This window comes from uncultured Psychrobacter sp. (genome assembly GCF_947488565.1).
GTDB lineage: Bacteria > Pseudomonadota > Gammaproteobacteria > Pseudomonadales > Moraxellaceae > Psychrobacter > Psychrobacter saeujeotis.
Map to the genome: position 1 here is coordinate 361,783 of NZ_CANKZC010000001.1, position 13,668 is coordinate 375,450.

Sequence of the window (13,668 nt, forward strand, 5' to 3'; positions counted from 1 at the left end):
CTGGATAGACTACAAGCTAACCAACAGCCCAACCTCTAGTACATCCCAACCAACTGTCCAATTAACAAACGAATCAATAGCTATCATTAGATGACTCACGTTTGGGCTGAATACCAATCATGTCCGATAGTGTGGATAACTGATCTTCGTTCTTAATAATATGAGTGAGCCACTGGTCCAGTGGCATATCTGCCCAATCAATCGCCCGACCGAGTAAAAACGTCACTGGGCTGTGCGGCTCATTGGTTGCAAAGTAGTCTTGTATTTGCCCTAACAGTTTGAGTGCTTGCCGACGGTTGCTTTGATGATCGCGGTTGGTAGGATTAAAGCTTGTTGACGTGACGTTTGTTGAGGCAGATGGCTGCCCAGCACTCCTTAATGTCACATCTTCATTACTATTATCATAGATATTCGCATCAGTCATACCCTCTTGAATAGTTTTGTCTGCATTATCAAATTGTTCAGGTATCAACGGGTGCAAATGTTGTTTGAGTGCAATTAATAAATCAGTCACTGGCGCAAAAACCGGAGCATCCATACCCATGAGATCGTTAAGCTGATCAGTTAAAGTCTGCCACTGAGTAGTTATATTATCAAGTTCAGTCATTAAGGCTTGTTGCCAAGACTCGCTACTACTCTTAATAGCTTGGTTATAATCACTAAGTGTTAACTGATTACTGGCTTCACTGTCTGGATTTTGCTGACGCTGCTTATCATGGTCACGTGCAGTCAAATAGTAGTTATAATTATAATTGCCAATCTTAGTATCAGAGAGCGGTAGTTGCTTGAGATCATCTGTTAAAGCCTTGACGAACCACGAGAGCAAACCTGCTCTGATATCCATACTATCGTCTTCACCATCTAGTGGTGGATACATGGTGAGCCAATACTCATCATTTAACTCCTGTAGCAAGCGTAACCCATGACTAATGCCTGCTAGATGATCGGTATGACTGAGTGCATCGACATACCATAATGCTAGCTTCATATCTTTACTGGTATTAGTCAGCAAGTCTGTACATTGAGTTTTCACAAAGTCCCAATCAGCGACTTTGAGTTCAGTGATCCAGTTGCCTTGCGCCAGCAGTGGATCATCTTCTTGACGGGCAGCAACGATAGCATCGATGCGTGGGTCAAAGGTCAGGTCTTCACCGACACCTTGATGACTATCCACAATAGGCGCTATAAGAGTTTCTATGCTGGTTAAAGAAGAATGGTCAACACTCATTATGATAAATCCTCTTCAGTAATCTTTTTGGTTGCCGTTTTTTTCGCTGGAGTCTTTTTGGTAGTAGCTTTGTTTGTAGAGGTCTTTTTGCTAGCCACCTGTTTTGCAGTTAGCTGCTTGGTTGCTGCTGTATTGACTTGATCATTACTGCTACTTTCAAGCTGGCCTTTTGAATTAAGATTAGTAGTATTCTCAGTGTCAGAATTAGCATCAGTCTCATCTTCACTGTGTTGCGCCATTTGATTGAGAGCCACAATAGCATCGCAGTCGAGACGATAAGCAAAATTATCGTTCTCATCGACGCATACCGTAATCTTTTTCAGTACACTTTGACTATCATCATGAGCAAGTAGCTGACCTGCCAGCTGTGGTAGCAACGTATGACTGATGATAGCGTCCGCATTGCGTGCACCAGAGTCAACCTCATGACAACGCGATAAAATCAGCTCGATAACCTCAGAATCGACGATACAAGGAACATCATAATTATCACGAATACGACCAGTGATTTTATCTAATTTCAAGCGGATAATTTCTGCTAGCGCATCATCAGTCAACGGATAGTAAGGTATCACCGTCAGACGGCCCAAAAATGCGGGTTTAAAGGCTTTATATAAATGTGGATTGATTGCCTGTCTTAGGCTGTCACTATCGGGTAAGCTAAAATCAGTAACAGTAGGATCAGTATTGATACATTGCTGCATAATAGCGGATGAACCAATATTACTGGTCAGCAAAATAAGCGTATTCTTGAAGTCGATTAAACGCCCTTCGCTATCTTCCATTACCCCTTTGTCAAACACTTGATAAAATAAATCCAAGACGTCCGGATGGGCTTTTTCCACCTCATCAAGTAATAGAACACTATAAGGTCGGCGTCTGATGGCTTCAGTCAAGACGCCCCCTTCGCCATAACCAACATAGCCTGGTGGCGAACCTTTTAAAGACGCTACACTATGAGCTTCTTGATATTCGGACAGGTTAATCGTGATTAGATTACGCTCTCCTCCATACAATACTTCAGATAGTGCCAATGCCGTTTCTGTCTTACCAACGCCGCTTGGCCCTACTAACAAGAACACGCCTTGCGGACGATTAGGATCATCTAAGCGTGCTTTCGCTGTATGAATACGCTTGACAATAGCGGCAACAGCATGGTCTTGTCCAATGACGCGCTCTTGCAAAGTCTCAGCCAAGGTCAATATGTGGTTTTTTTCGTTACCTGCCATATCTGTCAACGGGATACCTGTCCAATCTGAGATAATTTGTTTGATGACCTGACGATCTAGTACCGCGTGTATAAGACGCTCTGCTTCTTGTACTTGTTTTAATTGCTGCTCAATATTTTGGTACTCTGCTTGTTTTTCTAAACGTGCTTTTGCATTAAGCGTATCAGAGTCATCTAGCTCGCCATTCAACTGCTGGTTGAGCGCATCAAGTTGATCATTAAGCTGGCGTTGCTCCTGCCAGCGGCTCGTCATATCAGAAATGCTTTGTTGATTCGTCTGGCGCTGCTCATCGAGTATGGCAATTTGTTGGCTAACTTTTTCTTTTTCATCAACACCGCCAATACGCTCAAGCTGCTGACCAAGATTATTAATGTGTTGCTCTAGCTGTATTCCCTTAGCTTTTAGCCTATCAAGCTGATTGGGCATGGCAGTCTTTGATAAGCTCACGCGTGCAGCCGCCGTATCTAACACGCTTACCGCTTTATCGGGCAATTGTCTGTCACTGATATAACGTGCTGATAACTCGACCGCCGCTTGTAGCGCATCATCGTCTATTAATATACCGAAATGCGCTTGCATCTTGGCACTCAAACCACGAATCATCGCGACCGCCGTATCGATATCAGGCTCATCTACTTTGACGACTTGGAAACGGCGCGATAAAGCAGCGTCTTTTTCGAAGTATTTTTTGTACTCTGACCAAGTAGTAGCAGCAATCGTTCTTAGCTCACCGCGAGCTAGTGCAGGCTTAAGTAAGTTTGCCGCATCATTTTGACCAGCCTGCCCGCCAGCACCGATAAGCGTGTGCGCCTCATCGATGAACAAGATAATTGGGTGCAATGAGGCTTGAACTTCTTCGATGACTTGCTTTAAGCGGTTTTCAAACTCACCTTTGACACTTGCGCCTGCTTGCAGTAGCCCCATGTCGAGACTGCGTATCGTCACATCTTTTAATTGATCAGGGACGTAACCTGCGACTATCTTTTGTGCCAAGCCTTCTACCACAGCAGTTTTACCAACGCCTGCTTCACCCGTCAAGATAGGATTGTTTTGGCGACGGCGAATCAAAATATCGATCAGTTGATGAATCTCAAACTCGCGACCAATGACTGGGTCTATTTGTTCAGCTCTGGCTTTGGCAGTTAAGTCATAAGTATATTTATCCAAGGCAGGTGTGGTCTGGCTTATATCTGACTGATCTTGACTGTTATCAGAATCAGTACCATCAAACTTTGAACCATCAGACTTTGAACTACCGAAATTGGCATTCTCGCTTAACGCAGCTTTGTCTGATTTAACTGAGCCACTACCTTCGGTACTACTGGAACATTGGCGATCATAATCGTCCTTGAGGGTAAAGCGATCGATATACTGTAGTTGCTCCGGCAAAGTTTTGAGTAGTGACTGGTACCGCTCATAAGTCAATAGAACCAATAATATGTGACCTGAGCGAATTTCTAGCGGACTGTTTTTGTTCTCACTTTGTCCATGTAGGCTACTTGCTAACTCCCACGCATCTTCCAACAAAGCCATTAAGCCCTGACTAAATACAGGGGTTGAGCCTGCTGCCTGACCAAAACCAGTTAGTAAATCTGCTAGCTGTGATAATAATAGCTGCTGATTAATCTTACTAACTTTTAATATCTGATCCACGTCATTATGCGGTGTAGCAATAAGTTCGTGTAGCAAGTGGATGGTATCGACTTCGCGATGCCCGTTATTGATACAAAGCCTAGCTGCCTGCTGCAAACACTGTCGACAGCTTGGACTTAAACGGGTAATAACAGCTTTTAGTTGGCTCATAAATCTTTTCCTTAGCATTCTTATTTGATTTAAAATTATATTTATAAACCCAATACCAGTTCTTTAACTGACAACTCTCTAACTGAATTGGCGAAGGTTGTTTCTTGTCTTCCTGATCTATAACCTTCTTCTTGTGAACCCTCTTACTGTGCTATAACTTTCATTGAATAGGTAACGCATAACGGGTGTCGTCATGATGCTGAGTAGCAGGCTGCGATATTAAAAAACCACCGCGCCCCAAACCACCAAAACCCTCTTCAGATAACGACAAAGGCTTAATATATTGCTTGTCCAGCTCTAGCTGCATCTCGACCGCCAAACACACACCGCACCATTTACGAATAAAATCAATGATGACTTGATACATATCGCCTGCAGGCAATAACCTGAGATAGCGCTTAGCATCCAATTGATGAAATACTATTCTAATCTTACTGTCGAACTGCACGGCACGCGCGCCGCAAAATGCTGACACACCAAGCGCTGCGTACTGCCCACCAAGCGCTGTCTGCTCGGTAGCTGGTAGATCAAACCACTCAGGAACGAACTGCTGAACACTGACTGTGCTATCCAAAAAATGTGACAATACATGTGCTAATTGATCGGCAGTCAGACGCCCTGGGGCAATCATGCCAGCATAGGCAATCAAGCTGTCTATTGCCGTCAATTTCTTGGGCTGACGCGCAAGCGCTCGCAGGCTTAAAAGGTAGCTGTCCTTTTTATCGTTTAATTCATACTGCAACGGCAAATTATAAAACCAGCTCGCTTGGACATATAAGTCCGTCAGACGATGGTTAAACAAGTCTAAAAATTCTGGTGCCGCTTTATCTTTTGCATGATGTACTCGCGATGCTAGCTGATCGGTATACATCGCTGGTAAGACAGACATTGGCCCAGTCAGTCCGATAACCGCTGGGCACAACTCTAATTGTCTAACCTTTACTTGACTGGTCTTTATTTGACTGGCATTTATTTGATTAGCATTGTCGTCCATATTGTCTTGTGCGATTAGCGACATCGACTCAATCTCAGCTTGCGGATAAGCCAATGACAACGAGGCACGATAACGCACCTCGATAGATGCATGCCCCATACTGGCTTCATGACGAACCAAACGTAACGCCTGCAATAGATCATAGGCTTGCGGCGTCGCGATTAGATCCGTTAAATAAGAGGACTGAGACCACTGCGTGGCTGACATCTATATATCTCCTCTTTGGTTACGGCATCACTAATGACCACTTCAACAAAGCTATTTAAGCTGGCGTGATAACCAAAAACATGAGCCAGTAAATGGGCAAACTGACGGATACTAACACCAGCAAAGTTTTTTTGATTAATGCGAATATCAATCTCGGTTCCACGCACAAATCCTGGTTGTGGCAAACGTTGAATACGCCGAGCTTTAATGCTGGTCGCAACAGAGACAATGCCTTCAACCAAAAGTTTATTTGAGGCTGATTGAGTAATGTCGTACAGCGATAGATACTCTTTCATCAGCTCAGCGTCTTGGGCGGCAAGTGATAAAAAGTTTAAACTAATGAGTGATATCAGTCGCCAGCGCTCTTCACCGGTGTATTCAAAACGTACGGTTCTGGTTGGTTGCTTCAACAATGACAGACTACTAAATCCTGTCATACCCTCACTAAACAGATCACCACGACTTTGACCGAACACCACTTGGGCAGGCAAGTCTCTATTGGTGCATAGCAAAGAAGCACTCATACTGACCGCACCTGACAAATCTTCGCGGCTCTTTTCTACAAACATAATCTGATATTCAAAACCCTGCTTAAATTCAGCCATATCCTTATCACGCTTAATATGATAATAACGACCGTCATCTTGCTGCTCATAATGATTCAGCGCATAAAATGGATGATACTCACGCTGTACTAAACGATTATCATTTTGTTTGGACTCTATGACTTTATTGACCTCATAGATTTCATGCTGAAAGAGCGCGCGGGTATCGGGCACTAAATCATAATAGATGGAACGATGAGTCACTTGAATTGGATTGGCTGCTGTCTTGAATAAGTTTACGACTGGCGTGCAAAATAGTTTGATACTGCTTGCACTCAGCTGTTGCAGGTTTTTTAGGCGAATAGTGTTCTTTTTATCAAACTTAAAATAACAACGAATCTCAAAACCACTGCTATCAATTTTTAGCTCAGAGCAAGCATGACCAAGATTTAAGCGTAGAAAGTTAAATTTTTCTGGAAAATAAAAATATTCTTTTAACAAAGCGGAAGCAGCATTACTCACTCTGTGGGTCGGCAAAATCTGTTGCTCAGGATTGAAGCCAATAATTTCAAACGGACTGCCAACTACTTTATTAACTTGACTACCGTGAAGATGGGTTTGTCTAACATCACACCATAGCAAGTCCCATAGGCTAGTACCTTGACTGGCATCTTCATCTATATATAAATCCAGCGAGTGACCCAGTAATGTTTGATAATCAAAGCTTGGGTTAAGACCTTTAAACTTAATACTAATACAACCATTGAGCAGTCCATGCTGATTGTCATACACTTCTTGATGAGTCTCAAAACTGACAGTATCGATCTCTAGTGGTAGCAAGGTAACGTCTTGGGTTGATTGAAACTGACAAGGCGTGCCATTTATTTTTTGGGTAGAGAACGCGGTTTGTTTAGGTACTAAGACAGCCTCACTCATCGCATTGCCCTGCACACCTAGATTAAATTGAGCGATGGATACTGAAGGGAAAGGTTTAAGATAGTCGGGATACACGACTTCCAATAAAGACTCGGTAAAATCTGCGTATGAATCATCCAGCTTTTTATTAATGCGCGCACTAACCAGCGAAAAAGCCTGTATCAACCGTTCGATATGCGGATCATCTACCGTATCGTGTCCCATCAATAGCCTATTTGCTATTTTCGGATATTTTTTGGCAAACTCTTTCGACTGCTTATTGAACAAGCTAAGTTCATGTTCAAAATAAGGGAGTAGACTGTCCATGGTGCCTCAATATATTTATCGCTGCTATATATGCAGATTTAACTGTGACATAGTTTATTTTATTAAGTAACGTTGAGAGCTTGGTTCAAAGAACGCATCGAAACTGACCATCTCTTGTGCTGGGTAAACTTTCAGTAAGGCTTCAATAGAAAAACAAAGCTGATTAACATCTACAGCACCAATATCCAGAGAAACTCTAACGTTTTTTAAACGGGTGTCTTGTTGCTCCACTGTTTGTGCGATTTGACGACAAATATAATCGCAATCCGCTGGATTGGCACTACTTAGTCCGACAAAGTCCAGTATTCCGAAATTCAAAATAGATGAGCGCACATGTTTATATTCTTGCAGCTTACCGGACACCACACAGCGCGTATTCAATAAAGACTCCAAGTCTTGTGCAACAGAAGATTTTAACTCCTCAATATTTAGACGACGCACAACAAGCTCATGCGCTAATTGACGAGGCTGGTCATCAAATAACTGTTCAAATAAGTTTGGACGAAACCCGATTTCTTTATTAGATGCTTTAGCAGCGTAATTCATTAATACAGTCATTCCTATCGTAAAAAATAAAAAAGAAAGGCCTAAATATAAACCTTTCTTTTTAATCACAATACATCCATATCACGTAAAACTACCGACCTTAAGCGGTATACGTGGCAGTATTGTTAGCCAGCGACCACTTCTTAGTCACAGCACCTTTAGCAGTACCATCGATATCTTGTTGCGTGTAAGTCCACTCAACGGCGGCATACTTGATACCGACTTTTTCAATAGGTACGCCTTCAGAACGGACAGTAGGCTCAACACTAGCGATAAGCGCATGTTTAAGCTTCACTTCAAGATATTTGACGCGCTTATCACCATTAGCACGATAAAAATCAATTTGAATTTCATCAAAAGTATAACCAGCTGAACACGCTTCCCATAGCTTAGGGCTAGTAGAATCCAAATCTTTCATAAACGTCATGTCAGCATGCTCACAACGCTCAGAGGTGTGACCACCAACACTACTGGCTGTCGCTGACTTTGGTTGACGGATCAAATGGTCCCAGGTATTTACTTCAAGCCAGCCTTTATGCTCGCTATCACGAGACTCGCCGTCAATCTTGTATTTACCACGGAACTGAATATAAATGTCTTTCATATCACATACCTTGTTTTGAGAAGTTTAAACTTAACGTTGGATTTTAATAAACGATTAGCTGTTGCTAGACTGCGGTAGTTGAGTGACCAAACGCAAAGAAACAGACAATTCGTCAAGTTGAAAGTGTGGTCTCAAAAAGACCACTGACTTGTAGACGCCAGGTTTACCTGGCACTTCTACAACTTGTACAGAAGCTTCGCGCAATGGGTACTGGGCTTTTGCTTCTTGAGAGGCGCCGTCGTCTAGCAAGACATAACGAGAAATCCAGTCGTTCAAAAACGACTCAACATTACCAGGCGATAAAAAGCTACCAACCTTATCGCGCATCATCGCTTTTAGGTAATGGGCAATACGTGATACTGCCATGATATATTGTAGTTGGGTCGATAACACAGCGTTGGCATTAGCATCATCGTTTTGATAAGTTTTGGCTTTTTGTACTGATTGCGCACCAAAAAAGGCCGCATAATTGGTATTTTTGCAATGGACTAATGGAATAAAACCTAAATCGCTCAGCTCTTTTTCACGGCGATCAGTGATAGATATCTCGGTGGGACATTTAAGTGCCAAATCACCATCATCGGTTTTAAAAGTGTGGACAGGTAACCCTTCAACTAAGCCGCCGCCTTCAACGCCGCGGATAGCTGCGCACCAGCGATAATCTGAAAAAGCAGCGGTCAGACGCGATGCAAATGCATAAGCGGCATTCACCCATAGATAGTCGCTATGATCATTACCCGAGACTTCTTCTGTAAAGTTAAAACCTTCAACCACTGTCCCTTCTTTTGGGTCATAAGGCAGACGCCCTAAAAATCTAGGCACCGTAAGAGCCACGTAACGTGCATCTTCTGACTGTCTAAAAGCACGCCAGCGTATGTATTCTGCCGTTTCAAATATTTTGGATAAATCTCTAGGGCGTCCAATGTCAGTAAATGAATCTAATCCAAACATCTCAGCTGAGGCAGCCGATACAAATGGTGCATGAGAAGCTGCTGCCACATGAGACAATTGCTCAAGCAGATACATATCGGAGTTTTGGCGAGTAAATTCAAAGTCACCAACGATTGCTGCATAGGGTTCGCCGCCAAAACTACCGAACTCTTCTTCATATATCTTTTTGAACAACGTGCTTTGATCAAAATCTATCGAAGATTGAAAGTCTTTGGTAAGCTCGCGCTTTGTGGTGTTCATCATGCGTATCTTAAGCATGGATTCTGATGGCGTTTGGCTACATAGATAATGTAGACCGCGCCAGCTAGATTCTAGCTTCTGAAACTCAGGAGCATGCATAACCGTAGTCAACTGCTTAGAGATCAGCGCATCAATCTGAGCAATACGCGCGTCAATTGATGCCGATAAATTATCTGATAATGTTACTGTGCCTTGCATAACTTCATTGGCCAGCTCTGCGATTTGCGACTTCGCGCGGTTCTTTTCATCATCGGACTTGGCAACGTTACTTTTATTGACGATTTCTTCGAGTAAGTCGTAGCTTTCATTATTCAACGAATCGGTTGCTATGTTCTGCTGGGCTTGGGCACTCATCGTTTAATCCTCACCGTCAGTTTGATTTTGTTCGGCCATTTTTTTGACTTGCTCAGTATTTTTAAGCACATCATCCAACAGATCTTCAAGTTTTTCATTAGCCGAAATCTTATTGCGTAAGTCTGCCAATCGATCTCGTGCCTGTACCAACTGTTTTAACGGCTCAATCTGATCGGCCACAGCTTCAGGACGAAAATCGTCGATACTATTAAATGCTAAATCAACCGCAAATTCGCCACCTGTGTCACTCAAATCATTCTGAACTCTAAAGGTCGCGCGCGGCGCTAGTCCTGACATTACCTCGTCGAAAGTATCCAAATCTACTTCAACAAACTTCTTGTCTTTAAAGCGCGGTTGTTCAAGCGTAGAGTCACCTGAGAACTCACCCAGCACGCCAACAACAAAGGGAATCTCCTTAGTTTCGATCGCATCGCCAACTTCGACGTCATAAGTAAGATGTACTCGAGGAGCACGTACTTTTGCTAGTTTCTTTTGCACACTGTCTTGCTTTGCCATAATAAGTTACCTCAGCAATTGCTATTTTGAACGTACATTTTTAAATGGGTCAGTAGCTATAGAAGGACTACTTTTAGAGGGAGACTGCTTTTTGACGGGTTTGGTAGGAGCGCGCCTTTGTTTCACTGCTGCTTGTCTTTTGACAGGAGAAGCTTTTTTCTTAACGGATGTACGGCGCTGTTTTCTCGATTTAGTCTTGTTTTTTACCGCTCTTGGCTTTATGACAGGCGCTGGTGGTTTTGGTAAAGACTCATCGTAATTAAAACCGTAGATCTCACCGTAGATTTTGCTAAGAGCATGCTGATATTCTTTTAAAAAGTCTGCATCAACCTCATCAGTTAAGTAGTCTGATTGCAATTGCTTTTGAGAGACGATAGCACTGCTATTTAAGAGTATCTTTTTAAGCTTGGCAGTGCTGTGACCCAGATTGATTGCTTCGCTTGCTGTATAGACAGCATAAGCAGGATAGCCATTATTGTAATAAATCTGTGCCAAAATCTCCCATGCTAAAGAGTCATTTGGGTTGACTGACAGTCTGTGATTTAGGTCTGAAACTAATTGATGCAGCTGCGGTGATCTTGCATCAGCATTTTTAAGCTTAGCGAATTGATTAATAACGCTTGAGCCTGGATCTTTTTCTTGTATGACAAGCTCACTATGTGCTGTACCTATAGCAGTACCCATAATAAGCAGACCCGAAAAGACAGCTTTAGGCAGCTTGAAACTAACTTTTATCCTGCTTTTGATACTGTTCATTGTAAGTCGTTACTCGCTATTATTAGTATTGGATTGATGCACCTGTTTACTCAAGAGTGGTTTAACCAAAGGATGGTTTACTCCGAGGTATTAATTAAGGTGGTCATACTGGTTAAAGCATCTTTAAACGTAGCCTTATCGTGACTACTCATCAATGCATTGTTATGGTAAGCATCAATATTAAGCTGCATTACCTTAACAGACGACAACATTGCAATTTGACGAGCCTCCACAATCTGATTGTCGATACTGAGCGCTTCATTAGCCGCTCTCAATGCTCGCGAGTAGTTCTTTGACTCATAGTTGGTTTTGGCTATAGTCATCCATGCTTCTATGCTACTTTCATTCAAACTTTCAGCCTTGGTAGCACCAGTCAAATAAACGGGTGAAGGGCTACTTAACTGTTTAACTGTTGGCGGGCTAATAGTATGTTGGCTAACTTTAGTGCTTTTGCCACAGCCTGTAGTCATGACGGAGGCAATAAGAGCTATAGACAACAAATTTAATTTGGTAAGCCTAGTACGATGAATAATGTTCATAAATATAGTGTCACCAAAATTTTAAAATAATGGAATTGGAACAATAATTTGCTAAGATATGCGCCAATAGTGAACAAATAATTGTTAATAGTAAAGCAAATTATACATGTAGTTGACAATATTTCAATAATAAGTAAAATATTATTGATAAATACTTGTCTATTTCTTTATTTTAAAGGCTTAATTGTAATTATAATCTATAGCTACAGGTAATCTTTTGGGACTATAATCTACCTTTCATCGTCTATTTCGACCATTGATATTTTTGTAGAGCACGCCCACCCTCTGCTTTTTGATGTTTTTTAAGAAAAAAGCACGAGTACGATTCCTAAATTATTATACTAAAGTTTGGTTTGATAATTTTTAATTTGAACGAATGTTCATTTTATATTAGGCATATAGAATAAGGCTCATAGATAACAAATCTGTAATCGATTTTTTTTTGCAACCAGACAAAGATGAAAGATAGCTTTGAAAACCGTTATTAACCAGATAGCAATTGCAAGCTATTTATAGAAATATGGTCAGAGTATTGGAATATTGAGTAATATCATTACCCATAATATAAAGCGGTAGATGTTCATCATTGATGGAATAAGAGACCTAAAACATAAGTTATGAATGGCCGTCGAGATAACAGTACGAGTGAATAAGATTAATGCAAAGGTTACAAAAGTAACTTTGTAGTGGTTGGCTATGGAGGCAGTTATTATATTTTTAAAACCAAAGGGCTTAGAACTGTTTATTCCTAATGGCAGCCCCAAGCCTTTTGGTTAAAAATTATATGTGAGAATTTTTAGTATAATTAATCGCCTATACCAATCGTTCAAATAATGAACGTAGACATAAAATAGTAAAGTTATACACTTTAATGGTAAATATTATAAAAGTATTAAAATTGGTGCTATCTAATATATAGATAACTTGTATAGATACTAGATTTATTTCTGTTGAAAATTAATTTCATATTATTGAACAATAAAGATTATTTATATTTGATCCAACACCTATAAGAGATATAATAATTATAAAAAATCTCATTGCATAACTAATGCATAACTAATGCATAACTAAGATATTAATAATTCCTATAAGATATAATTTACTCAACTATAAATAAATAAATTTTTAAGTTCTATTTTTATAAGTCACTTGGTTTTTATATTTTTCCAATCCAAGTATAAACCTTATCAGTACCAACTCATCCCTTTAATCATCATCTTAATCATCCCCTTTTAAGTTGTTTGCGACTGATAATTATAATCCAGCATCTTCTTGCGTAATTGCCACTATCTTAATGGGGACAGCATAGGTCCATGGTGCCCCACTTGTGCAGATGAATTTGCCATCTACAAAAGATACAATACGAGCAGTAAAGTCATTATTCTTATGGTCTGTAATAGCCCGCTCATCACTTTCGTCGTCTACTGCACACCATATGTTATGGTCACCGTTTTTTAACATTGCTCGAGTTAGATCACTACCTTTTAATTGATTGTTCATTTTAAACTCCTTAGTCATTATTTCTTTTTGAAAATTTAAAAGATCTATTACATTATAGCTACATGAAGTTTTACCTTTTGTTATCCAAAAGAAAGTTGAATATTTATATTGGGACCATCTTCCAAATAAAAAATCTTTAGATTTAGTTAATATTTGGTGTAGACTATTCAACAATATTAAATAATCTGATTTTCGATTGTCTACTTTAAAATATGGTTTTAAACAATCTTAACTTAACTTAGCAAACTAATTGTACTGACGGCTACTACTTATTTTTTCATTGTCATAAGTGGTACAAATGTATTCTTAAATGGTAAAATCAAACGCATAAATAGTAATATTGTTGTTAAATAAAGCTTACTAAGGCTAATGAATGGTCATATATTCAAAAATGTGCCTATTGGCCTATTA

11 protein-coding genes are annotated in these 13,668 nt (G+C 40.6%); all 11 read right to left on the reverse strand.

Going from position 1 to position 13,668, the window contains the following annotated elements; all coding sequences use genetic code 11:
• Positions 1–73: 73 nt before the first annotated feature.
• A complete protein-coding gene (gene tssA, locus Q0890_RS01355; protein WP_299216527.1) occupies positions 74–1,228 on the reverse strand; it encodes a type VI secretion system protein TssA in 1,155 nt (384 codons plus the stop codon).
• On the reverse strand, positions 1,228–4,260 hold the full coding sequence (gene tssH / locus Q0890_RS01360) for a type VI secretion system ATPase TssH (protein ID WP_299216530.1): 3,033 nt from the start codon (positions 4,258–4,260) through the stop codon (positions 1,228–1,230). The genes tssA and tssH overlap by 1 nt, the downstream gene beginning before the upstream one ends.
• A gap of 160 nt (positions 4,261–4,420) precedes the next feature.
• Positions 4,421–5,461 (reverse strand): type VI secretion system baseplate subunit TssG, encoded by a 1,041-nt coding sequence (tssG, locus tag Q0890_RS01365; protein ID WP_299216533.1) that lies wholly within the window; start codon positions 5,459–5,461, stop codon positions 4,421–4,423.
• Positions 5,425–7,248, reverse strand: coding sequence for a type VI secretion system baseplate subunit TssF (tssF, locus tag Q0890_RS01370; protein WP_299216536.1), 1,824 nt, complete (start codon positions 7,246–7,248; stop codon positions 5,425–5,427). Before tssF ends, tssG begins: the two co-directional genes overlap by 37 nt.
• Before the next feature lie 54 nt (positions 7,249–7,302).
• Positions 7,303–7,863 carry a type VI secretion system baseplate subunit TssE gene (tssE, locus tag Q0890_RS01375; protein ID WP_299216537.1) on the reverse strand — a complete coding sequence of 187 codons (561 nt, stop codon included), beginning with the start codon at positions 7,861–7,863 and terminating at the stop codon, positions 7,303–7,305.
• 31 nt (positions 7,864–7,894) lie between these two features.
• Positions 7,895–8,398, reverse strand: coding sequence for a type VI secretion system tube protein Hcp (locus Q0890_RS01380; RefSeq protein WP_025651832.1), 504 nt, complete (start codon positions 8,396–8,398; stop codon positions 7,895–7,897).
• A gap of 54 nt (positions 8,399–8,452) precedes the next feature.
• Positions 8,453–9,943 (reverse strand): type VI secretion system contractile sheath large subunit, encoded by a 1,491-nt coding sequence (gene tssC / locus Q0890_RS01385; protein WP_143505628.1) that lies wholly within the window; start codon positions 9,941–9,943, stop codon positions 8,453–8,455.
• A gap of 3 nt (positions 9,944–9,946) precedes the next feature.
• Positions 9,947–10,459, reverse strand: coding sequence for a type VI secretion system contractile sheath small subunit (gene tssB / locus Q0890_RS01390; protein ID WP_058367813.1), 513 nt, complete (start codon positions 10,457–10,459; stop codon positions 9,947–9,949).
• A 21-nt stretch (positions 10,460–10,480) separates the two neighbouring features.
• Positions 10,481–11,143: a hypothetical protein gene (locus tag Q0890_RS01395; protein WP_299216538.1), complete on the reverse strand. Its 663-nt coding sequence runs from the start codon at positions 11,141–11,143 to the stop codon at positions 10,481–10,483.
• Between the two features lie 149 nt (positions 11,144–11,292).
• Positions 11,293–11,685 carry a tetratricopeptide repeat protein gene (locus Q0890_RS01400; protein WP_299216539.1) on the reverse strand — a complete coding sequence of 131 codons (393 nt, stop codon included), beginning with the start codon at positions 11,683–11,685 and terminating at the stop codon, positions 11,293–11,295.
• Positions 11,686–13,011: 1,326 nt separating this feature from the next.
• On the reverse strand, positions 13,012–13,257 hold the full coding sequence (locus tag Q0890_RS01405; protein ID WP_299216540.1) for a hypothetical protein: 246 nt from the start codon (positions 13,255–13,257) through the stop codon (positions 13,012–13,014).
• Positions 13,258–13,668: the final 411 nt, after the last annotated feature.

Coding starts and splice junctions, on each gene's coding strand:
- tssA (WP_299216527.1), bottom strand. CDS start 1,228: ATGAGTGTTGACCATTCTTCTTTAACCAGCATAGAAACTCTTATAGCG.
- tssH (WP_299216530.1), bottom strand. CDS start 4,260: ATGAGCCAACTAAAAGCTGTTATTACCCGTTTAAGTCCAAGCTGTCGA.
- tssG (WP_299216533.1), bottom strand. CDS start 5,461: ATGTCAGCCACGCAGTGGTCTCAGTCCTCTTATTTAACGGATCTAATC.
- tssF (WP_299216536.1), bottom strand. CDS start 7,248: ATGGACAGTCTACTCCCTTATTTTGAACATGAACTTAGCTTGTTCAAT.
- Q0890_RS01380 (WP_025651832.1), bottom strand. CDS start 8,398: ATGAAAGACATTTATATTCAGTTCCGTGGTAAATACAAGATTGACGGC.
- tssC (WP_143505628.1), bottom strand. CDS start 9,943: ATGAGTGCCCAAGCCCAGCAGAACATAGCAACCGATTCGTTGAATAAT.
- tssB (WP_058367813.1), bottom strand. CDS start 10,459: ATGGCAAAGCAAGACAGTGTGCAAAAGAAACTAGCAAAAGTACGTGCT.
- Q0890_RS01395 (WP_299216538.1), bottom strand. CDS start 11,143: ATGGGTACTGCTATAGGTACAGCACATAGTGAGCTTGTCATACAAGAA.
- Q0890_RS01400 (WP_299216539.1), bottom strand. CDS start 11,685: ATGACTACAGGCTGTGGCAAAAGCACTAAAGTTAGCCAACATACTATT.
- Q0890_RS01405 (WP_299216540.1), bottom strand. CDS start 13,257: ATGAACAATCAATTAAAAGGTAGTGATCTAACTCGAGCAATGTTAAAA.